At 61.3% G+C, this 18,046-nt stretch carries 29 protein-coding genes; 25 read left to right on the forward strand and 4 right to left on the reverse strand.

All coding sequences use genetic code 11. The annotated features are described in order from the left end of the window. A complete protein-coding gene (locus ABRZ00_RS12850; protein WP_368647745.1) occupies positions 1 to 570 on the reverse strand; it encodes a hypothetical protein in 570 nt (189 codons plus the stop codon). A 100-nt stretch (positions 571 to 670) separates the two neighbouring features. On the opposite strand from ABRZ00_RS12850, the gene ABRZ00_RS12855 reads away from it, so the two are divergent. The 3 genes from ABRZ00_RS12855 to ABRZ00_RS12865 all read left to right on the forward strand — a co-directional run bounded on the left by ABRZ00_RS12855 (position 671) and on the right by ABRZ00_RS12865 (position 1,931). Beyond that, positions 671 to 835, forward strand: coding sequence for a hypothetical protein (locus tag ABRZ00_RS12855; protein WP_368641740.1), 165 nt, complete (start codon positions 671 to 673; stop codon positions 833 to 835). A gap of 127 nt (positions 836 to 962) precedes the next feature. After that, positions 963 to 1,184, forward strand: coding sequence for a hypothetical protein (locus ABRZ00_RS12860; protein ID WP_368647746.1), 222 nt, complete (start codon positions 963 to 965; stop codon positions 1,182 to 1,184). Positions 1,185 to 1,460: 276 nt separating this feature from the next. Next, the gene (locus ABRZ00_RS12865) at positions 1,461 to 1,931 is read left to right on the forward strand and encodes a hypothetical protein (protein ID WP_368647747.1); all 471 of its coding nucleotides are present in this window, start codon (positions 1,461 to 1,463) and stop codon (positions 1,929 to 1,931) included. Positions 1,932 to 2,077: 146 nt separating this feature from the next. Here ABRZ00_RS12865 and ABRZ00_RS12870 read toward each other — a convergent pair whose 3' ends face one another. Next, positions 2,078 to 2,740 (reverse strand): KilA-N domain-containing protein, encoded by a 663-nt coding sequence (locus ABRZ00_RS12870; protein ID WP_368647748.1) that lies wholly within the window; start codon positions 2,738 to 2,740, stop codon positions 2,078 to 2,080. 82 nt (positions 2,741 to 2,822) lie between these two features. Here ABRZ00_RS12870 and ABRZ00_RS12875 point away from each other — a divergent pair, with 82 nt between their 5' ends. The 5 genes from ABRZ00_RS12875 (at position 2,823) to ABRZ00_RS12895 (ending at position 5,506) form a co-directional block, all read left to right on the forward strand. After that, positions 2,823 to 3,731, forward strand: coding sequence for an XRE family transcriptional regulator (locus tag ABRZ00_RS12875; protein WP_368647749.1), 909 nt, complete (start codon positions 2,823 to 2,825; stop codon positions 3,729 to 3,731). A 50-nt stretch (positions 3,732 to 3,781) separates the two neighbouring features. After that, positions 3,782 to 3,952, forward strand: a complete 171-nt coding sequence (locus tag ABRZ00_RS12880) for a hypothetical protein (protein WP_368647750.1) — start codon at positions 3,782 to 3,784, stop codon at positions 3,950 to 3,952. Between the two features lie 107 nt (positions 3,953 to 4,059). Further along, entirely contained in the window at positions 4,060 to 4,197 is a 138-nt protein-coding gene (locus tag ABRZ00_RS12885; RefSeq protein ID WP_368647751.1) for a YHYH domain-containing protein, read from the forward strand. A 40-nt stretch (positions 4,198 to 4,237) separates the two neighbouring features. Beyond that, the gene (locus tag ABRZ00_RS12890) at positions 4,238 to 4,414 is read left to right on the forward strand and encodes a hypothetical protein (protein ID WP_368647752.1); all 177 of its coding nucleotides are present in this window, start codon (positions 4,238 to 4,240) and stop codon (positions 4,412 to 4,414) included. 123 nt (positions 4,415 to 4,537) lie between these two features. Continuing rightward, on the forward strand, positions 4,538 to 5,506 hold the full coding sequence (locus ABRZ00_RS12895) for a hypothetical protein (RefSeq protein ID WP_368647753.1): 969 nt from the start codon (positions 4,538 to 4,540) through the stop codon (positions 5,504 to 5,506). Between the two features lie 379 nt (positions 5,507 to 5,885). Here ABRZ00_RS12895 and ABRZ00_RS12900 read toward each other — a convergent pair whose 3' ends face one another. Together ABRZ00_RS12900 and ABRZ00_RS12905 are read right to left on the reverse strand one after the other, a co-directional pair. Then, positions 5,886 to 6,146 (reverse strand): hypothetical protein, encoded by a 261-nt coding sequence (locus tag ABRZ00_RS12900; protein WP_368647754.1) that lies wholly within the window; start codon positions 6,144 to 6,146, stop codon positions 5,886 to 5,888. A gap of 141 nt (positions 6,147 to 6,287) precedes the next feature. Then, entirely contained in the window at positions 6,288 to 7,202 is a 915-nt protein-coding gene (locus ABRZ00_RS12905) for a DNA/RNA non-specific endonuclease (protein ID WP_368647755.1), read from the reverse strand. A gap of 1,171 nt (positions 7,203 to 8,373) precedes the next feature. On the opposite strand from ABRZ00_RS12905, the gene ABRZ00_RS12910 reads away from it, so the two are divergent. From ABRZ00_RS12910 to ABRZ00_RS12990, 17 genes are all read left to right on the forward strand, one after another. Continuing rightward, positions 8,374 to 8,601 carry a hypothetical protein gene (locus ABRZ00_RS12910; protein ID WP_368647756.1) on the forward strand — a complete coding sequence of 76 codons (228 nt, stop codon included), beginning with the start codon at positions 8,374 to 8,376 and terminating at the stop codon, positions 8,599 to 8,601. Position 8,602: 1 nt separating this feature from the next. Further along, the gene (locus ABRZ00_RS12915; RefSeq protein ID WP_368641735.1) at positions 8,603 to 8,761 is read left to right on the forward strand and encodes a hypothetical protein; all 159 of its coding nucleotides are present in this window, start codon (positions 8,603 to 8,605) and stop codon (positions 8,759 to 8,761) included. Next, complete coding sequence (locus ABRZ00_RS12920) at positions 8,758 to 9,552, forward strand: recombinase RecT (RefSeq protein ID WP_368647757.1); 795 nt, start codon at positions 8,758 to 8,760, stop codon at positions 9,550 to 9,552. Before ABRZ00_RS12915 ends, ABRZ00_RS12920 begins: the two co-directional genes overlap by 4 nt. Then, a complete protein-coding gene (locus tag ABRZ00_RS12925) occupies positions 9,549 to 11,219 on the forward strand; it encodes a YqaJ viral recombinase family protein (protein WP_368647758.1) in 1,671 nt (556 codons plus the stop codon). The genes ABRZ00_RS12920 and ABRZ00_RS12925 overlap by 4 nt, the downstream gene beginning before the upstream one ends. Positions 11,220 to 11,249: 30 nt before the next feature. Further along, positions 11,250 to 11,570, forward strand: a complete 321-nt coding sequence (locus ABRZ00_RS12930; protein WP_368641732.1) for a helix-turn-helix domain-containing protein — start codon at positions 11,250 to 11,252, stop codon at positions 11,568 to 11,570. A gap of 1 nt (position 11,571) precedes the next feature. After that, positions 11,572 to 12,477: a recombination-associated protein RdgC gene (locus ABRZ00_RS12935; RefSeq protein ID WP_368647759.1), complete on the forward strand. Its 906-nt coding sequence runs from the start codon at positions 11,572 to 11,574 to the stop codon at positions 12,475 to 12,477. Continuing rightward, positions 12,474 to 12,800 carry a hypothetical protein gene (locus tag ABRZ00_RS12940; RefSeq protein WP_368647760.1) on the forward strand — a complete coding sequence of 109 codons (327 nt, stop codon included), beginning with the start codon at positions 12,474 to 12,476 and terminating at the stop codon, positions 12,798 to 12,800. The genes ABRZ00_RS12935 and ABRZ00_RS12940 overlap by 4 nt, the downstream gene beginning before the upstream one ends. Before the next feature lie 72 nt (positions 12,801 to 12,872). Then, positions 12,873 to 13,220, forward strand: a complete 348-nt coding sequence (locus tag ABRZ00_RS12945; protein ID WP_368647761.1) for a hypothetical protein — start codon at positions 12,873 to 12,875, stop codon at positions 13,218 to 13,220. Continuing rightward, positions 13,217 to 13,408: a helix-turn-helix domain-containing protein gene (locus ABRZ00_RS12950; protein ID WP_368647762.1), complete on the forward strand. Its 192-nt coding sequence runs from the start codon at positions 13,217 to 13,219 to the stop codon at positions 13,406 to 13,408. The genes ABRZ00_RS12945 and ABRZ00_RS12950 overlap by 4 nt, the downstream gene beginning before the upstream one ends. After that, positions 13,405 to 13,692 carry a hypothetical protein gene (locus ABRZ00_RS12955; RefSeq protein WP_368647763.1) on the forward strand — a complete coding sequence of 96 codons (288 nt, stop codon included), beginning with the start codon at positions 13,405 to 13,407 and terminating at the stop codon, positions 13,690 to 13,692. The genes ABRZ00_RS12950 and ABRZ00_RS12955 overlap by 4 nt, the downstream gene beginning before the upstream one ends. A 27-nt stretch (positions 13,693 to 13,719) precedes the next feature. After that, complete coding sequence (locus ABRZ00_RS12960; RefSeq protein ID WP_368647764.1) at positions 13,720 to 13,917, forward strand: hypothetical protein; 198 nt, start codon at positions 13,720 to 13,722, stop codon at positions 13,915 to 13,917. Continuing rightward, a complete protein-coding gene (locus ABRZ00_RS12965; RefSeq protein ID WP_368647765.1) occupies positions 13,914 to 14,249 on the forward strand; it encodes a hypothetical protein in 336 nt (111 codons plus the stop codon). Before ABRZ00_RS12960 ends, ABRZ00_RS12965 begins: the two co-directional genes overlap by 4 nt. Next, positions 14,246 to 14,560: a hypothetical protein gene (locus tag ABRZ00_RS12970; protein ID WP_368647766.1), complete on the forward strand. Its 315-nt coding sequence runs from the start codon at positions 14,246 to 14,248 to the stop codon at positions 14,558 to 14,560. Before ABRZ00_RS12965 ends, ABRZ00_RS12970 begins: the two co-directional genes overlap by 4 nt. A 177-nt stretch (positions 14,561 to 14,737) precedes the next feature. Continuing rightward, entirely contained in the window at positions 14,738 to 15,868 is a 1,131-nt protein-coding gene (locus ABRZ00_RS12975) for a hypothetical protein (RefSeq protein ID WP_368647767.1), read from the forward strand. Positions 15,869 to 15,975: 107 nt separating this feature from the next. Continuing rightward, entirely contained in the window at positions 15,976 to 16,359 is a 384-nt protein-coding gene (locus ABRZ00_RS12980; RefSeq protein ID WP_368647768.1) for a hypothetical protein, read from the forward strand. 67 nt (positions 16,360 to 16,426) lie between these two features. Then, entirely contained in the window at positions 16,427 to 16,678 is a 252-nt protein-coding gene (locus tag ABRZ00_RS12985) for a DUF4224 domain-containing protein (RefSeq protein WP_368641723.1), read from the forward strand. Next, positions 16,656 to 17,633: a tyrosine-type recombinase/integrase gene (locus tag ABRZ00_RS12990; protein ID WP_368641722.1), complete on the forward strand. Its 978-nt coding sequence runs from the start codon at positions 16,656 to 16,658 to the stop codon at positions 17,631 to 17,633. The genes ABRZ00_RS12985 and ABRZ00_RS12990 overlap by 23 nt, the downstream gene beginning before the upstream one ends. The last annotated feature ends 413 nt before the right edge of the window (positions 17,634 to 18,046 follow it).

Consider the following 18,046-nt stretch of genomic DNA (forward strand, 5'->3'; position numbering starts at 1 on the left):
TCATCCCTGAGCCTCCGCCGCCATCTGCGCCTCGATCCGCTCCAGCACGCGCTGGCCCATGTCCACGGCCTCAGCGACTTCACGGCGCGCCTCGGCCAGGGCGCCCGGCCCGTGTTCGCCCAGCAGGCCGGTGACGGCTGCCGCGGCTTCGCTTTGCTCACGGATCAGGGCGGCAACGCCGCCAGCCGAAACCGGCGCGGCACCCCTGCCTTCGCCCAGCGCCCGGGCGGCAAAGCCCAGCGGCAGCAGGATGCGATCCAGGGCCCGTCGCCGGACCTCCTCGGGCAGGCCGGCAAGCAGCGACACCAGGAAATTGGCCGGCAGCAAGTTGGCGTCCTTGGTGCTATCGTCCAGCCAGCGAAAGATCCGATCGGCGTTGACCTTGGTGCGCTCGAAGGCGTCCAGCGTCTTGGGTTCGAACCGAATGCCGGTCGAGGCGTCGGCACCCAGTGCCTCATGAGCCTCGACGACGCCAGCGGCGACGGACTCGCGCGACAGGCGGTTGGCGCGGCGGTATTCGGCGATCTCCTCGCGGAGGATCCCGATTGTGGTCTGCGACAGACTACGCATGACAGCAACTCCCGGCGCCAGCACAATGGCGCCATGACAAAAACGACAGGGACGGGAAGTACGAATGGACGCGCTGCGCGCGCCGGCTGACGCCGCCGGCATGGACACGGAAACGCGACACGAACTGATGGACGAGGCCGAGCGCCTGGCGATCGACGCCTTCGGCGAGAACGCCGAGGTCGAGCACATCGAGGCGGTCTTCGAGAGGCTGGCGCTGCACTGGCGCTGGGGCCTGCCGGCCGACGGCGCGGTGACAGTGCACTGAGGTGTCCGGCGGCCCGATGGGGATGCGGTCGTCAGCAGGATCGGGGCGCCAGGGGTGTTGGGCGGCCGGATCCACCCGGGTATGCTTGGGAGTGCCAACAACCAAACATTTCCGGGAGGAACCGACCATGAGCAAACTAGTTGACTTGAAGACGGACATCGAACTCGCAACGCGAACCAGGCCGTCGCGCACCGTCAAGGAGTTCGAGTTCGATACGGGAGAGAAGATTGCAATCGACATACCGATCAAGTCCTTTCTTGAGAAGGACACAACGGTTGGGGAACTTCACCGTAAGTCGATACAAAGGGCGATCGATCTTCTGTCTGAGCTTCTTGCCGCCAAGCATTGATGACATCCTGAGCGATCTTCACGCAGCAAGAGCAGATGGCGCCCCCATTCGAAGCGGCCACCGTTACCTCGCAATCCAACGAGGATTTGCCGCAAAAGTCGCAGAAGTGCACGGTCATGTCCTTACGCATGTCACCGCCCTCCCCGCTTGATATAGCTCAGCAGCGCGTGAATGTGCCCGACGACGTAGCCAGCACCGAACGCGACGGCCCCGATCAGGATGATGGTGGCTTCAGACACGGGCGGGCCCCCTGTTTTTGAATAAGGAACCGATGAAATGAAGCTGGACCGAGACCTGCAGCGCGAGATACTGAAGACGCTGGAAAAGACATACCCAGCCAGCATGGGTCACGCAGATTGGGAGCGGCTGGTACTCGAATACGGAGACGAGCAATTCCGTGCGAACTGTCTGTACCTCGACGCACACGGCTTGTTGACCTGGGACCATGGCATGGGCGGCGTGTCGGTGTACATCACCCATAAGGGCCTGGACTTCCTGGCCGACGACGGCGGCCTGTCGGCCATCCTGGGGGTGGTGACGATCAGGCTTCATGACGATCAGATCCGGTTGCTGCTGGAGGCTCGAATACAGGGTTCGGACGCGCCAGAGGAAGAAAAGCGGAAATGGCTCGATCAACTTCGCGGAATTCCGGCCGATGCCACAAAGCATCTAGTCCACAAACTGATCGACGCCGGTCTTGCTCAGTGGCCGACCGTACTGTCCGCAATGCAAACACTGGCGACGTAGGTTCGATGCGGGCGAACTCCCCTACCCAGCCGTCACACAGCGGGATGACCAGGGACGTCGAAGTCAGGTCATCGGCGATCAGCGTGATGCCGAACGGGGTGAAGGCGACCATGGAGATGACCACGGCGCGCTGGAGGAGGGTGGATTCACGCATGCTCGGCCTCTTGGGCGGGCTCCCGGTTCAGGCGCAGGCTGCGGGACACACGGAAGTCCATGGCGTACTGCGGCAGCAGATCTTTGCGCTGCTGATACGACAGGCCCCGCCCGATCAAGACGGCGTTGCGCTCCTGCAGGTGGGCCAGCAGCGCCAGCTGATCGGCGTCCAGGCTGTCGCGGTTCAAGCCCTTGCATTCTCCCGACAGGATCGAATTGATCATGCGGGCCTCATTGGAGTAGTGGAAATGCTGCGTTTCCTTCCCGGATTCCTGGCGAACCAGCCTCAGGATGTCATTGGCGACCTTCGTCGTGGACGCCGCAGCCGAGCGCTGGAATTTCCAGTCGATGCGCCCATTGACGGCATCATCAAAGGTGCGGATGACTTTCAGATGAAACGCGGCGCTGATCCACATCGCATAGGCGTAGACCAATTCCTTGCAGACGAAGGTGCCAAGCCCTTGTTTTGCAACGATAGGCGGAATTCCGCCTTTCTCGATTTCCGCCACAAGTTCCTTGGCCTGCTCGTTCGACAGCCAGTACTTGGGCCGATGTTTCTGTTCACCCCCGGCCGCCCGATGCAGATCGTTCAGGCTGTACCTGCCCTTGCTGTCCTGGCGGATCTTGGTGTCGGCAATGATGACGAGATCAGACATGAGTAGCCTCTTTGGCGACGGGCTTCACCCCACGAATGCCCTCTTGCAACCTCGTCAGGGTCCGAGTACCAGGATTCGGAATATGGCCGTTCATGAATTTGGAAATCCACGAGTAGCTGACGCCGGACTTGTCTGCGACTTCTCGCCAACACCCACGGCGTGCCAGCAGCGCGGTCCTGATTTGGTCGGTGAATTTTGTGCTCATGACCAAACAATAGCAAAACTTTGCTATTTGCACAAGCAACACTTTGCTAGCAATGCATTGCAAACTCACTATATGAGCAGGCCCACCACCAACGAAATACTCGCCAGAAACATCGACGCCTTGATGAAAAAGCAGGGCGTGGTGCAGACCGCGCTGTCGAAGCGGTCAGGTGTGGCGCAAACAACCATCAGCCTCTACTTGAACCCGGATCGACGGCAACCAAGCAAGACCGGCAAGGTGCCGTCCGCAAAGCTGACCGAGGTAGAGGCTATAGCCACCGCGCTCAACGTCTCGCTGCCGGAAATTCTATCTTTGGACATGAAGGCGTCCGCGCCCGTCATGGTTTATTCTGAAGCCGCCAACGACGAAGACCACGCCCCCATCCGCCTGGTAGACGCCAAGGCATCAGCCGGCAAGGGAGAAATCGTCTTTTCCGACGACATCACCAAGATCTTGATGTTTCGCCGCGACTGGCTGGCAAAGAACGACGCCAAGCCGGACCAGACCATAGGCTTCGAGGTGGCCGGCGACTCCATGGCTGACTTGCACATCATCGATGGATCGGTGGTGCTGGCAAACCGTCGGCGCACGGACCCGCTATCGAAGCGGGTCTATGTCGTCTGGATCAATGGGAAGCTGTACGTCAAGGAACTGGTGAAAAAGGACGGTATGTGGTGGGCCAGGTCACACAATGCCGCCCGCGCAGCCGACTATCCCGACATCCTGATTGACGATCCGGCGGCCAGGATTGTGGGCCGCGCCTTCTGGTGCGGCTTCGGCCTGTAGGCCCAGCAAACACTGATGAGGGGGTACCGCAAATGATGAATGGCTCAGGAATGTTATTGCCGCTTGTCGGCTATCTCGTACTGATCGGGATCCCGGCAGCGGTCATTCTGGGAAAGGCCGGGTACAGCAAGGCCTGGGTGATCTTGGCATTCATTCCCGTGGTGAACCTGATCGCGCTTTGGGTGTTCGCGTTTTCCAAGTGGCCCGCGCTTCGCGGGTAGCGGCTTCGGCCTCTGAGAAACCCTGATTGATGAGCGCGGATGAGAGGATTACTTTGGGCCTGGAAGTAACAAAACCTTATTATTAATGTGGATATGTGAGGAGAACCATGAAAAAGATCATCGCAGCCGCCGCGTTGGCCATCTTTGGTATCACCGCCGTAGCACCGGCCTGGGCACATGGCGGGCGCACCGACAAGAACGGATGCCACATGGACCGGAAGGCGGGGACAAGACATTGCCATTGATGGCGAGCCCTGGTGCAGGCTTGGAGTACAGGAGAAGACGATGATGCAGAACTTCGGGCAGAGCGTAGGCCCTCTCATGATGATCCTGGTGGCTGTGATCGCGGTCTTGTGGATCGCCCTGCCCTTTGCTGTGTTCGGGATCAAGAGGCGGCTGGATGCGATCCTAGTGGAACTGAAGCGCGTCAACGGGAACATCAGGCCGCCTGAGGGCAGGTAGACCGCGCCTTCTGGTGTGGGGTTGGGGGTAGGAAACCCTAATTGAGCGCCGCCAACGCGAGGCGGCTTTGGGTGCGCTCGTAACAAAATTCTGCAGCAATGTATAAATGTGAAGGAGAACCGCTTGGAAAGAATAACAGTAGCAACTCTCGATCAGGTCGTAGACCTCATACGCAGGCTTTTGGATAAAGAGCCAGGGATTAATTATGAGCAGATAGGGCTGTCAGACGATCTGACGACCATTACAATAGAGATCAAAGGTGATCGCTATCATGGGACTGTCTCTGGAGATCTGGCGCATGGGCTATGGGATTTACAGCAAGAAGTCTACCGCGCACTCGCGTACACGCTGACCGGCGTTGATGACAAACGTCGGCTAGGAAAGATCCCCGAAGACTGGAAATTACAGTTCGAAGTTCGAGACGGCAGCACCATCCTGACCGCTTCTGTAAAGTGGGTGATAAATGCCCTCAAGGAGGGCTACTTGGCTATGGATGACAACCACAAAACGATTGTCATACTCGGGGTGGCTCTCGTAATCACTTCGGGGGTTGGTTTGACGTATGTGGCCAACAACTACATCGATGCACACGAACGCATAGAAATGGAGCAGGAAAGAACAAATCAATTCGAGGTTATAGCGCGAGCCGCTAGGGCTGTTCCGGATTTCTCGCGCTGGAGGGAAGCTGCACGCAATGGCGCAAAAAGCGTAGCCAAGTCTGTGCCTGATGCCGACTCGTTGAGGATCGGAGAAGAGCAACTGGGGGCGCATCAGATCAGGGAAATCAATGCGCGCGCAGTTCGCGAGGCCCCCACAACAGAACCAATCATCGAGCCTTTTCGTGTGGTTGGGTTCAAGCGTCAAGATGATGGGGTGTCAAAATTCACCATCATAGGCGCCGATAGCGAACTTACTGTTGTACTAGACGCGGAGTCTTTTACCAACGAACAGTTGGACCTCTTATGGAGCGCGGCCCAACACAACGCCAGAGTTTCGCTGGAGGTACAAATAAAGCGGGTGGGGGATGTGGTAAAGGGCGCATGGGTAACAGACATCCTTGCGCCAGAGGTTCCAGACAACAAAAACCCATAGCCTGCCCCATCACGATCTGCCAGCCCTCCCCGGAGGGCTTTTTCATGCCTGAGGGGCGGCGGTTACTTCGGGAGGTACTTCAGCAAGCTGGTCGCTATGCTTACCAAGACTCCAATCACTGCGCCTGCGCCAGCAGAAATCCACAGGACGCGACTCAGCTTCTCTGCTGTCTTTGTTGTTTTTTCTTCGACGTTCGAGAGGCGCTCCTTAATGCGAGCCTGCCCCTCCTCAATTCGACCAAGGCAGCGCTGAATGTCCCCAAGTTGCTGCCAGATGAACGGCTGCATATCGGATGGCATTGCCGGAGATGGGATGTCCCTCGGATTGGTCTCTCTTTGACGAGGAGGCCCCTCTTGGTAGAAATCCTGCCCCTTCCTGCTCATGCCAACCCCTTGGCAAGCCATTCCCACAGATCGGCCGGCGCCCGCCCGTTGTAGGTTGTGACGCGCAGTACGACACCAGACCCTACTGATCCATCGCGGATGCCGATCTTGGTGGAAACCTCAGACGTCGGGTCGTCCGTCGCAACAAAAAAGCCATTTGCGTACGGGAACACCGCGCCCTCACCATAGACCTCATTGGCCTTGGCGAAAAGCTCGTCCTGCTTGTAGGACGGCGCGACGTAGTGTACGAATTCCATAGCTTTATTCTACCTTGGCTGTCTAGGCGCACTGCCGGAAACAAACGCCAAAAAAATGCCCTACTGCTTATATGCGGCCATAGGAATCTACGTCAAGCCCGCCCCCCCCCCACCAGCCGCCTAGAGCGGCTTTTTTGTGTCCTAACCCAGCACCCGCAGACCCGTCCGCTTGACGAACTCCTCGTAGCTGATGGGTGCGCCGGGCCGCGCATCTGGGCTGTTGGCCAACCAGTGCACCCAGGAACGGCCTGTCGTGGCGTCGAAGACGACCTTGAACGTGTAGTCGGGCACCGCGACCCTCGCGGTCCCGATTGTCTGGGGATGGTCGCCGTAGACCGGGCCCGAGATCACATACACGTCGCCCTTGGCGCGCATTACATACTTGCGCGTGTCCTGCTCGATCTTGTTCCAGGCGCCGCGATTCGCCTGCGGGGCCTGCGGGATCATGTTGGCCAAGCTGAAGCTCTGCGCCATCGCCTGGTCGTCGGGCATGTCGCCGGCCGGAGCCATGTGGCCGCGATCAAAGCCCGATCCCCTGTAGTCGTCCAGCCCTGCCCGCTCGGACGCCGGCAGGCGCGCCTCTTCGTAGAAGCTGTCGGTGCGCGCAATGCCCTGGGCGGCGGTCAGCGTTTGTCGGTTCAGGCGCTCGGCAACCAGCACCGGGGTTTTCCGCTGGCCGCTGTACAGAATGGCAAAGGACGAGAAGCATAGCTCGCGCTGGGTCGGCCGGGCCGGCACGACGGGCGGCGTCTGATGGGGGAAAAATTCGCGGCACTGCGCGAAAGACGTCTGGATGTGCCCGTCATGCGCCGCCGGCGCGGCCTGACGAGTGCTGGCGACGTCCTGCCGCGGCTGCTCCAGATTCGCCAGGATCCGGTCGACGCCGATCTGGTCGAGTAGCTGCGGATGCAGCGCCCACAGCATGGCGGCGAAGGACACCGCCGCCGAGAGAAATGCCGTCTTGAGGAGCTTTGCGAAGCCGCCGCCTACCTGCTTCTTGCGTGGGGCCGACCTGCGCTTTGCGGTACGGCGGCCCGCCTGTTTCTTTGTTGCCATGGCCGCCGATTATAGGAAACCTATTCTGCCTTCCATCTGCAGGCGGTTTCAGTCCTACGCGCGCTTCCTGGCCACAGCCGCCCCAGGGCGGCTTTTTTGTGGGCGGTCGATCTGGCGTTACCCAGATCCCTTTTGTTGGGGTTTGCCCTAAAGCTGAACCACTATCAAAGTTTTGCTTGCGCCTTTAGCAAAGTTTTGCTAAAGTCTCTCCATCGCATCACGAAACGCCTAGGCCCCAGGGCCAGCGACAGGGATGCAGCAAGACCCGCTCTTTTACAACCGAATCCGATGAACACCAGCCCCCTGCCCTATACGGTCAGCGGTGTGGCTGGCTGCCCAATACCGCATCCCGGCAGGAGGAAAAGGGATGAAATCCGGCGAGAGTCAGCCAGGCCCAAGAGTGGGCCGCAGTACGCAGACAGGAACCGGGGACGGCGAAAGCCGCGCCCACACACTGCCCTGATGGCGTCGTAATCAGGGAGACGATTCCCCGGCCCAACCGGGGAGCGCTGTGCAAGTCAGCAATCTGCGCCCAGGCATCGCGGCATCTTGCCGGGCGCGGAGTTATCCGAGAGCCGATTCATCGAGTCGGCTGCTGGATGATTTCAACGCCTGCATGACCGGAATCTGAGCAGTAGCCGGGTCCAGGCCGCGCCCGGTTGCGTCAAGCCGGGGCCATCGCACAGGCTGACGAACTGACCCCAGAGATTAACCCTAGCGGTGACGTTTGCCGGGATTTTTCTTGTGATGGATATTCGGGCCACGCTCTTTACTCACATGTTTGCTGCTTCGAGTGGTAAGGGTCACGCCTTTTGGGAGAACGGGACGGGGAGTGCGCTTACGGTCGGCTTCAGTAACGATCTTATTGCCCATGGAAATCTTCCTCAAGTTTAGGTAAAGCCTGTCATTGTCACACATTTGTACTCAAACGCCAGCCTGCAGGCGCATAGGCCCATTCCCATCAGCCTTCCGCAGACAGCACGGCGCGGCAAGCGTCGGCGGCTTGTCTCCTTTCCCATTCTGCTGAGTACGTGCGCAACCGGTGCCATATCCGGGGGCGTCGTGCTGTCTGCCGAGGGCTGAACTCCTGAACCCGCCAATACCGGACGGTCCGGACCGTGCGTGACGGCGGGGGACGCAAGCAGACCCTCGACCTTTTTTGGAGACTGACATGAGCGCAGTGGATTCGCTTTTCATGTGGCTGGCGGCCGTCTCATTTGCTGCCGCTGGCGACGCGCTGTGGGTGAGCAAGATCCGCCCTGCCCTGGCGCCCCGCTTCGGCTGGCGCGACCTGGACCCCGACGAAATGATCCCGGCCAAGGCCTGGATCGGCGCCCTGGCTGTGCTGGCCCTGTTTTTCGTCGTCGTGCCGTTCGTCGGCGCGGCTGCGGGGTACTGACATGGGCTGGCAGCATCTGGGCGGACCCAGCGCAGAGCCGCCAGACGACGAGCGGCTCGAGGATCTGGCCGAAGACCAATTTTACGAACAACAACAGCAGCGCGACGACCTGGCCGACAAAGCCGAGGATGCGTGGCTGCGCAGCAGGGAGAAATCATGAATGAACTGACGACGGGCGAACGCTTCAGCCTGACCCCGCAATCCCTCGACGAAGCCATGCGCTTTGCGGAGATCCTGTCTGAATCGACCATCGTGCCGAAGGACTTCGCCCGCAACCCCGGCAACATCCTGGTCGCCATCCAGTGGGGCATGGAGCTGGGCCTACAGCCCATGCAGGCCATGCAGAACATCGCCGTCATCAACGGGCGGCCTGCCCTATGGGGGGATGCCGTAATCGCCCTGGTGCGCAGTTCTCCTTTGTGCGAATACATCTACGAATCGGACGATGGCAGCACGGCAACCATCCGCGTCAAGCGGCGCGGCGAAGAAGAGCAGATACGCACGTTCAGCATGGAAGATGCGCAAAAGGCTGGCCTGCAAGGAAAGTCCGGGCCGTGGACCCAGTACCCGAAACGTATGCGCCAGATGCGGGCGCGGGCGTTTGCGCTGCGCGACGTGTTCCCCGATGTGCTGCGCGGCATGCCCATCGCCGAGGAGGTCATGGATACCCCCGCCGAGCGCGACATCACGCCCAGGCATCAGCCGGCCCAGAAGGCGCCCGCCGCCTTGCCCGACTACACCGAGGCTCAGATGCAGGAAAACAAGGCCGCCTGGCGCGAAGCAATTCAGGCAGGCAAAACCAGGGCCGAGCGAATCATCAGCATGGTCAGCAGCAAATACACCCTGACCGACAGCCAGAAACAGGCCATCCGCAATCTGGAGCCACTCGAGCCAGAAAAGGACGCTTTCGTAGCCGACATGGAACGCGCTGAACAGGAGCAAGACCAATGAAAATCCACAATCTGATCCAGGGAAGTCCTGAATGGCTGGCGTTCCGGCTGACAAAGCATGGCGCCAGCGAAGCCGCCGCAATGCTGGGCGTGTCGACGAAGGTCAAACGATCCGAACTGCTGCATATGAAAGCCACCGGCCTGCCGCAAGAATTCAGCGACTGGGTCCAGCTCAACATCCTGGACTACGGCCATGAGGTCGAGGCCCTGGCGCGTCCGATTGTCGAGCGCATGATTGGCGAGGATCTGTACCCGGCCACCTGCTCGAACGAAGACGAGGGCGGCAACCTGTCGGCGTCCTGCGACGGCCTGACGATGCTGGGCGATACCGTTTTCGAGCACAAGCAGTGGAATGAGGCCCTGGCCGAATCGGTGCGTGCCGGCGTGCTGCCCGAAGAGCACAAGCCCCAGACTCAGCAGCAATTGCTCATCACTGGCGCGAATGTGCTGAAGTTCGTCGTTTCGGACGGCACCGAAGAAAACATGGTCATGATGGACGTCTATCCTGATTCCGAGTATCAGCGGTGGATCGTGGCCGGTTGGAAGCAGTTTGACGAAGACCTGGCCAATTACACGCCCGAGCCTGCCGCGGCGCCGGTCACGGCCCAGGCTCAAGAGGCGCTGCCGGCCGTCTTCGCCCAGGTAACCGGGTCGCTGTCGGTCACGTCCAACCTGGACATGTTCGGCGAGGCCCTGCGCGCCTTCGTGGAGCGCATCCCGAAGGAGCCGGAAACCGATCAGGACTTTGCGGACACGGAAGCCGCCTGCAAGACGCTGAAGACGGCCGAGGAAAAGCTGGCGGCAGCCGAGGATTCGGCCCTGGCCAGCCTGACCAATGTTGAGCAGATGCGCCGCACGGTCGCCACGCTGAAAGACCTGGCCCGCCAAACGCGGCTGGCCAGTGAAAAACTGGTCAAGGCCCGCAAGGAAGCCATCCGCACCGAGATTGTCACGACGGCCCGCCAGCAGTTCAGCGCGTTCCTGGCCGGCCTGCAGGGCGAAACCCGGGTCCGCCTGCAAATCGGTATGCCGAACTTTGCTGGAGCCATCAAAGGTCTGAAAACGCTGTCCAGCATCAAAGATGCCGTCGGCACAGCCCTGGCCAATGCCAAGATCGAGGCCAATGAATACGCGGCCGACATCCGGGCCAAACTGACGAAGTTTGATGATCTGGTGCCTGACGAATATCACGGCCTGTTCCGCGATCTGGATGACTTGGTGACGATGGCGCCGAATCATTTTGAGGCGGCGGTCGTGGCGCGTGTCGATCAGCAGAAGAAGATCGACGACGAGCGCCGTCAGCAAATCGAGGATGAGGCCAAGGCGAAGGCAGCAGCGGCAACAGTAGCACCGCCGCACGCCCATGCTGCGCCCGTCGCTCAGCCAGCTCCGCTACATGGGGCGCATGGCGAGGTTGCCCATACAGCCCAGGGACAACCGGCAGCGGCCCCGACGCCTGACGCAGACGAACCGGCCACGCTGCGCCTGGGCCAGATCAATGAGCGTCTGGCACCCATCAGCCTGTCCGCCCAGGGCCTGGCTGACCTTGGCATCACGCACGCCGCCACCGACAAAGCCGCCAAGCTGTACCGCGAGAGCGATTTTCAGCGGATTTGCGCGGCGCTGATCCAGCGCATCAGCGAAGCGAGAACGATGGAAACCGCCTGACGGCCAGGGCGTCGGCATCACGGAGGTCTCATGTCACAAGCAATCGCCCAACTCGTGACGCTGACGCTCAACCCACAGATCGCCCGGCGGATCCGGAGAACCAAATTCAGGCCGCCCAAGCCGCCGCGCGTGAAACCGGAGCCCAAGCCCAAGCGCCCATTCCCAGGCAGGCCGCCGATGCCTGATGAGAAATGGGCGCAGATCAAGCGGCTTGCCGAAGACCCGACGCTGTCTTGCAACCAGATCGCCCGGGCCGTCGGGGTCGCCTATTCGACCGTCACGAAATATCGACGGGAGAACGGCTTGAGCGGGCCTGGGTCGCCTGGACGGCAAAACATCACAAAGGACTGATATGTGGTTCAAAAACCTGAAACTCTACCGGCTAGCACCGAATCACGGCCTGACCGCCGCCGATCTTGAGGCGGCCTTGGCGCCCCTGGCGTTCAGGCCCTGCGGTAGCCAAGACAGCCAATCCAGCGGCTGGGTTTTCCCCCGCGAGGACAGCGGCCTGGCCTACGCCAGCAACGGCCAAATCCTGATCACCCTGTGCACAGAAAAGCGCCTGCTGCCGGCCACGGTCATCAACCAGGCCGCCCGTGAACGCGCCCTGCAGATCGAGGAACAGCAGGGCTACAAGCCCGGCCGCAAGCAGATGAAGGAGATCAAAGAGCAGGTCACGATGGATCTGCTGCCCAAGGCCTTCGTTACGCAGTCGGATACCAACGTCTGGATCGACACGAAAAACGGATGGTTCGTGATCGACGCATCGGCGGCCGCGCGGGCTGACGAAGTCCTGGGCCTGCTGGCCAAGACCCTCACCCCCTTCCCCATCGTGCCGCTGCACGTGGAGATGTCGCCGGGCGCCGCCATGACCCTATGGCTGACGGAAGACGAAGCCCCAGCAGGATTCACCATCGACCAGGAGACTGAACTGCAATCCACGGGCGGATCCCGCGCGATGGTGCGCTACGTCCGGCAGTCGGTTGATCATGACGAAGCGACAAAGCACGTCAGAGCGGGCAAGCAGTGCACGCGCCTGGCCATGACCTGGAACGACCGCGTGTCCTTCGTGCTGACCGAAAACCTGGACATCAAGCGCGTCGCGCCCCTGGACGTGCTGAAAGAACGCCAGGACGCCCAGGCCGCCAACGAGGCCGAGCAGTTCGAGGCCGACTTCGCCCTGATGGCGGGCGAACTGGCGCGCATGCTGGACGATCTGGTGGCGGCGCTGGGTGGGGAGCGGAGGGGCGAGTCATGAGCATGGGCTGGATCAAATCCGAAATCCTGCGATCCATCGAGTCGAAGAAATCCGACATCGAGCGCTTGGAGTCGATGGCCGACGTCATCGCCGGGTACGAAGAGACCGGCTGGACGCCTGACATCTACAAGGACTTCGTCGCCGAATTGTCCCGTCTGGGCATGTGCGTTGTCCATCACAGCGTCCTGCAGGACATGCAAGCCATCATCGGCGGCCTGGACAGAGACGATCTGCCACTCAAGCTGGATGAGGACGACCAAGCCACGGACCGCATCAAGCGCGTCGAATCTGCCATTGAGCAGGCGTTTCGCGGCCTGCTGTAGATCAACGGGCACCCAAAGCCAGTAGCGGCCCCCCATTCCTGCGCTGCTGGCTGCCCACCATTGGAGATTGACATGACCCTGGACGAACTGAATGCCATCAGTCGCCGCGCGGGCGGCCTGCGTAGCGACAAAGAGAGAGTCACGAGCGCAGCCAAGACGCTTGCGGAGCGACGGAACGCTGATCCGCGCGAATCTGCGGCGGACCTGATTGCAACGATGTTGCAACATTGGCGATACGACACAGACGAGCTGGCCAGAGACACGTTTTTTGCCGTGCTGGATGAATTCCTGCCCGACATGCTGCGCATCGCCGAAATGCGGCTGGAAGCCAAAGCGCGGACCCTTGGGCAGCAAGAGCGTGCGCTGCGGGCGCAGATTGCGGGGTATCTGGATGAGCCCGCCAAGCCGGAGGCGTCATGAACGCCATCACCGCCATGGTCGCCCAGATGCAGCGCGCCCGAGCCAACCGCCCCAAGGGCGATGCCCTGCGCTCTGAGATCGCCCGCCTCACCCGCACGGGTACAAGCCAGCGCGAAATTGCGCATCGGTTGGGCGTATCGAGAACTTATGTTTATGGCGTCCTGAAAGATGCCAGGGAGCAGACATGAGCGCACCAACACCTGGACCGTGGGCGCACCGAAACGGCCGAATCTTCGCCGCCGACCGCGAGAGCCTGACCATCGCTCGTGTTGCGCGATCGGCAGACGGGGACTACAGCCCGGCAAATGGCGACCTGATCGCCGCCGCGCCAGATCTGCTTGAGGCGCTGATCGAAGTCCGCGCGTATCTATCAAAGTGCCCGCCGCATGCCGAGGACATAACCGGGGCCAAGTGGGGGCGCGTGATGGATTTGTCGGGCGCGGCGCTCAACAGGGCCGAGGGGAAATCATGAGCAAGCAATCACGCCACCGCCGATCTGATGCGTGAAGCCGCTGGCACGATTACCAGCCTGCGCACGGCCCTGAAACTCGCCCGCGCTCAGATCGCCGCTGAGCGTGACGATCTGATCGAGTGTCACGGTATCGGCGGCGTGATACCGGCCAACGACGTACTTGGCCTAGCCGGCGTGGCTGATCTGAACACCGTGCTGGCTCAAATTGACGAGGCTTTGAAATGACCATCGACACACAGAAGCTGCTGAACCTTTTCGACACCGCCGCTCAGGCTCATGGATGGGCGTCAGATCAGGGCACGAGGGCGCAAGCACAAACGGCCCTGGCGAACTACCAGCGGACGCGCGGAGACCTTGAGCAGGCGCTCGACGCTCAGGCAGCGGAGATAGCGCGGCTGCGGGAGGTGCTGACCGCCATTGAGCAATGGGAAATCCCGCTGGTCGAGTCGCGCGGCGAAGCGGTGCCCATGTCAGTCGCCTACGGCAGCAACGGCGTGCGGGATTATTTCCGTGGAGTGGCCCGCGCCGCCCTGAAGCCTGAAGGAGACCCCAAATGATCGGTAATCAACAAGCCGAAGACCTGCGTCGCTGCTGCGATGCACTGCAAGCGGAGATAGCCGAAGCCAAAGTCCAGATCGAACATCTGGACCGGCAGAACAATGCGCTGCGCCAGTCTCTGGGCAGCATGATCCACGCCTACGTTCGGCTGCTGGATTGCGGCCGGGATCGAATCCTGGACCTGGGCGGCCAGTGCGATCCCTTGGATGCCATGGAAGCCAGCGATCCCTGGTTGCGGGATGCCCGCGCCGCACTCGCACAGGAACAGGGAGGCAGCGATGGCGATAGTCGCGTATTCGGGACACCCTGACGGTCGGATATTTTCCCGGCACGTCTTCGAGCGATGGGATCAGGCGCGGATAGCAGTCTGGAATGGCGGCGCACTGTTCGGCCTACACGATACAGATAAAGAAACGACTTATTGGGACAAGGCCTGGGCGGAAACAACGCCGTCGCGTGCTGCGCCTGTCCAACAGGAGCTATTCACATGACAACCAAGACTGAAATCAAACTGCCGTCTCTGCCGCAGCCGCGAATCATGCCGCAGGCGCAGGATACGAAAATTGCCTACGGGTACGGCATCGATGATATGGATGCCTATGCCCGCGCCGCAGTCGAAGCCGACCGCCAGGATCATCTTCGCGGCGCCGCGAAGATGATGCCGAGCGACGATGAATTGCTGCAACTGGCTTCGGAGTACTGCGACTCAACGGACGCAACCGGCGAAGAACCCAGGTTCACGACTGACGAATCCATATTGCGCTTCGCCCGTGCCATGCTGTCCCGCTACAGCAGCGGCCAGCCTGCCGCGAGCGCGGAGCCGGTGGCGCAGGAATTGACCCGCAGCAGCATCAGCGTGTCGTGCCCGCATTGCGGAGCCGGTCCGTATTACTACTGTGCCCATCCATTCCGCAACGGGGGCGGTGCCGCCCCTGTAGCGCAGGAGCCCGTGGCGACCGACATCGATGATCTGATCGAGCGAGTGCTGGACGCGCAGCAGGACATCAATCTGGAGGCCAACATGCATATGTCGCAGACGCTTTGCAACGCAGCCGCCTTGTTGGACGATGTGGAAACCGCATTGCGACGCTACGCCGCCCCCGTTGCCGCCCAGGCGCAGCCCGATGTGCAGACGCTGATCGCCTACGCCGAGGGCCGCATAAAACACGTAAACGAGGGCGAGTGCCCAGACAATATTGAAGGTCATGACGCCCGAGATCCAGACTGCCCAGTCTGTCGGGCGCTGATGGGAACCATCCATGCGCAGCCCGCAATGCCCCCACTGACCGAAGCCATGCGGGCCGTCTTGCGGAACGAAAACGATGTCTATGGCGATGAAGACGCGCTGTATGCCGCGCTGTGTGATGCGGCCCAGGCGCAGTCATCCGGAATTTCCGGAGAACTGGCCGAACCATCCGGAAATTCCGGAGAGTTGGCCAGCGCCCAGGATCGGGCGGATGCGGAGCGGTATCGGTGGGCAACCGCACTCGACGACAACTCTGAAACGCTGCATAGCATCGTCCTGAGCTACGGCGGCGATCAGGCGAAGGTCAACGAGCGCGTGGACGTATACCGCGCCTGCGACGACAGTGCGGCGAAGGGGGACGACCATGCGTAGCATCTGCAAGCACTGCGGCGGCACCGGCTGGCTTGGACCATATGAGCAGTGTCCGTGGTGCGACGGGACCGGCGGCCGTGCCCGTGCTGCGAAGGGGGGGGCCGACCATGGCTGACACCTACACCCCAGTGCTGACGGACCAGCAGATCCGTGAAATCCGTGACGCCACCTTGGCCCCGCTATTCGCCCGCGCCATCGAACGCGCGGCCATCGAAGCGTACCAGCAACAGCAGTGGATCAGCGTCGAGGATCGGCTGCCGCCAGACGACGAAACCTGGGTCTATGCGATGCACATTGATGGCGTGCCGGAAATAGTGTGCGGATGCCTCATTCACGAAACACGCCCAGACGGAGCGTATTCGCACTGGATGCCCTTGCCGCCGGCGCCGGACTTACCCACATCCCCCGTGGATAACCTAGTGGAAAACCCTATGACAGATTTGCGACAGCGAGGGCTGGCGCGGGTCGAGAAGACTTTGAGCGAGGAATGATCATGAAAGACGTCATCGCCCGCATGATCGAGACGACGCGGCGGGCTTGGAAATTGCAGGAGGCAGTATGCTGATATGCACCCCAGAAGATGTCGAGCAGATCACCGGCAAGACGAAATACAAGGCGCAGCTCAGGGCCCTGCGCGAGATGGGCATCCCGCATATGGCCCGCAGTACGGACGGCAGCCCTCTTGTGGCCGTCGCCGTCGTGGAGACGATGTTGGGCGTTAAAGTGGTCAGCCGCGGCACACCAGCCCCTCAGCTTCGCCGGCCTGCTGCATTGAGAGGATCTGGCCATGAGGCCACGCAAAAAGGATAGGCATCTGCCGGCGTGCGTGTACCAGCGCCACGGCGCGTTCTACTACGTCAGCAAGGGCAAGTGGATGCGCCTGGGCGTCGACCTGCACACCGCACTGCTGGAATACGCCAGCATCGTGGCCGTGCCGGAAAACGGCTTCCCTGCCCTGGTCGACAAAGCCCTGCCGCACATCACTCGGGATGTGTCGGCGTCGACCGCTCGGATCTACACTCGATGCGCCGGCATCTTGAAAGAAACCTTCGCGGAATTTCGGCCGGAGCAAGTCACGCACGGCGCGATCGTGCAGATGCAAGACATGTGGCGCGAGCGCGCGGCAACCGGGAACCACCTGCTGACCACGCTCAAGCTGATTTTCCAGTGGGCCATGGATCGAGAAATCGTGGCGGCAAACCCCACCCTGTCGGTCAAGCGGCTGCCGACTGGCCAGCGTGATCGGCTGATTACCTGGGCGGAATACCAGGCGATCTACGCCCAGGCGCCGGACTGGCTGCAGGTCATCATGGATCTGTGCTACCTGACCGGCCAGCGCATCGGTGACGTGCTCAAGATTGAGTACGGACACCTGCAGGACAACGGCATCTTCTTCGAGCAAGAGAAGACCGGCAAGAAGCTGATCGTCGCATGGACGCCCGAATTGCGGGCCGTTGTTGCTCGGGCGAAGAAGTTGAAATACAGCGTGAAATCGGTCCGGTACGTGGTGGCTGGACGCGCCGGAACAAAGCGCTTTCGCAACAACGTCTGGCGCTATTTCAAGCAAGCAACACGCGCGGCCGGTGTGGACGATGTGACGCTACACGATCTTCGGGCCATGTCGGGCACCGAGGCCGACCGCGAGGGCAAGAACGCGACCGAGTTGCTGGGTCATACCGACGCCCACACAACCAGGATCTACCTGCGCGACAAGGCGCCAAAGACAGTCAGCGGGCCGTCGAAGCCCGGCAAAAAGTCGGCGTAGTTTTGGACGTCCAATAGAAATCGACTTCACGACCTCTGGAAACCCGCATGAATAAAGGCTTTCCAAAACGATGATGTAATCGACCATGGCCTGGCCACGCTGGCGGGCCCGGACAGCGGAATCCGGCCGTGGCGGCAGGCGCATCGGCATGACCGGCGTGCCGGTGGCATTCGGTGCGCGCACGGCGCCCACGGAAGGGGCTCCCGGAAAGACCCGGCGGAGATGGCCGAAAGGAGCCCGTGGACGGACGCGGCGAGGCAGGCGAAGGAAGGCGGACATGGCGGGCTCCGGAACGTAGGTGGAGCCCAGTGTGCCCCGCCTCCGCCCGTCCGCCTATTCGCACTTCCCGTCCTGGCCCGAAGTGTCTCGCCTGCCCACGGACAGCCAGGCGAAATCCCGCACCGGGGCGATGC

Origin of the sequence: Castellaniella ginsengisoli (assembly GCF_040955415.1) — a bacterium.
GTDB lineage: Bacteria > Pseudomonadota > Gammaproteobacteria > Burkholderiales > Burkholderiaceae_B > Castellaniella > Castellaniella ginsengisoli.

Coding starts and splice junctions, on each gene's coding strand:
- ABRZ00_RS12960 (WP_368647764.1), top strand. CDS start 13,720: ATGCGTGAAGCCGCTGGCACGATTACCAGCCTGCGCACGGCCCTGAAA.
- ABRZ00_RS12925 (WP_368647758.1), top strand. CDS start 9,549: ATGAAAATCCACAATCTGATCCAGGGAAGTCCTGAATGGCTGGCGTTC.
- ABRZ00_RS12880 (WP_368647750.1), top strand. CDS start 3,782: ATGTTATTGCCGCTTGTCGGCTATCTCGTACTGATCGGGATCCCGGCA.
- ABRZ00_RS12980 (WP_368647768.1), top strand. CDS start 15,976: ATGGCTGACACCTACACCCCAGTGCTGACGGACCAGCAGATCCGTGAA.
- ABRZ00_RS12915 (WP_368641735.1), top strand. CDS start 8,603: ATGGGCTGGCAGCATCTGGGCGGACCCAGCGCAGAGCCGCCAGACGAC.
- ABRZ00_RS12875 (WP_368647749.1), top strand. CDS start 2,823: ATGGCCGTTCATGAATTTGGAAATCCACGAGTAGCTGACGCCGGACTT.
- ABRZ00_RS12990 (WP_368641722.1), top strand. CDS start 16,656: ATGAGGCCACGCAAAAAGGATAGGCATCTGCCGGCGTGCGTGTACCAG.
- ABRZ00_RS12935 (WP_368647759.1), top strand. CDS start 11,572: ATGTGGTTCAAAAACCTGAAACTCTACCGGCTAGCACCGAATCACGGC.
- ABRZ00_RS12965 (WP_368647765.1), top strand. CDS start 13,914: ATGACCATCGACACACAGAAGCTGCTGAACCTTTTCGACACCGCCGCT.
- ABRZ00_RS12920 (WP_368647757.1), top strand. CDS start 8,758: ATGAATGAACTGACGACGGGCGAACGCTTCAGCCTGACCCCGCAATCC.
- ABRZ00_RS12855 (WP_368641740.1), top strand. CDS start 671: ATGGACACGGAAACGCGACACGAACTGATGGACGAGGCCGAGCGCCTG.
- ABRZ00_RS12905 (WP_368647755.1), bottom strand. CDS start 7,202: ATGGCAACAAAGAAACAGGCGGGCCGCCGTACCGCAAAGCGCAGGTCG.
- ABRZ00_RS12870 (WP_368647748.1), bottom strand. CDS start 2,740: ATGTCTGATCTCGTCATCATTGCCGACACCAAGATCCGCCAGGACAGC.
- ABRZ00_RS12955 (WP_368647763.1), top strand. CDS start 13,405: ATGAGCGCACCAACACCTGGACCGTGGGCGCACCGAAACGGCCGAATC.
- ABRZ00_RS12900 (WP_368647754.1), bottom strand. CDS start 6,146: ATGGAATTCGTACACTACGTCGCGCCGTCCTACAAGCAGGACGAGCTT.
- ABRZ00_RS12950 (WP_368647762.1), top strand. CDS start 13,217: ATGAACGCCATCACCGCCATGGTCGCCCAGATGCAGCGCGCCCGAGCC.
- ABRZ00_RS12860 (WP_368647746.1), top strand. CDS start 963: ATGAGCAAACTAGTTGACTTGAAGACGGACATCGAACTCGCAACGCGA.
- ABRZ00_RS12975 (WP_368647767.1), top strand. CDS start 14,738: ATGACAACCAAGACTGAAATCAAACTGCCGTCTCTGCCGCAGCCGCGA.
- ABRZ00_RS12885 (WP_368647751.1), top strand. CDS start 4,060: ATGAAAAAGATCATCGCAGCCGCCGCGTTGGCCATCTTTGGTATCACC.
- ABRZ00_RS12945 (WP_368647761.1), top strand. CDS start 12,873: ATGACCCTGGACGAACTGAATGCCATCAGTCGCCGCGCGGGCGGCCTG.
- ABRZ00_RS12865 (WP_368647747.1), top strand. CDS start 1,461: ATGAAGCTGGACCGAGACCTGCAGCGCGAGATACTGAAGACGCTGGAA.
- ABRZ00_RS12985 (WP_368641723.1), top strand. CDS start 16,427: ATGCTGATATGCACCCCAGAAGATGTCGAGCAGATCACCGGCAAGACG.
- ABRZ00_RS12910 (WP_368647756.1), top strand. CDS start 8,374: ATGAGCGCAGTGGATTCGCTTTTCATGTGGCTGGCGGCCGTCTCATTT.
- ABRZ00_RS12940 (WP_368647760.1), top strand. CDS start 12,474: ATGAGCATGGGCTGGATCAAATCCGAAATCCTGCGATCCATCGAGTCG.
- ABRZ00_RS12930 (WP_368641732.1), top strand. CDS start 11,250: ATGTCACAAGCAATCGCCCAACTCGTGACGCTGACGCTCAACCCACAG.
- ABRZ00_RS12850 (WP_368647745.1), bottom strand. CDS start 570: ATGCGTAGTCTGTCGCAGACCACAATCGGGATCCTCCGCGAGGAGATC.
- ABRZ00_RS12970 (WP_368647766.1), top strand. CDS start 14,246: ATGATCGGTAATCAACAAGCCGAAGACCTGCGTCGCTGCTGCGATGCA.
- ABRZ00_RS12890 (WP_368647752.1), top strand. CDS start 4,238: ATGATGCAGAACTTCGGGCAGAGCGTAGGCCCTCTCATGATGATCCTG.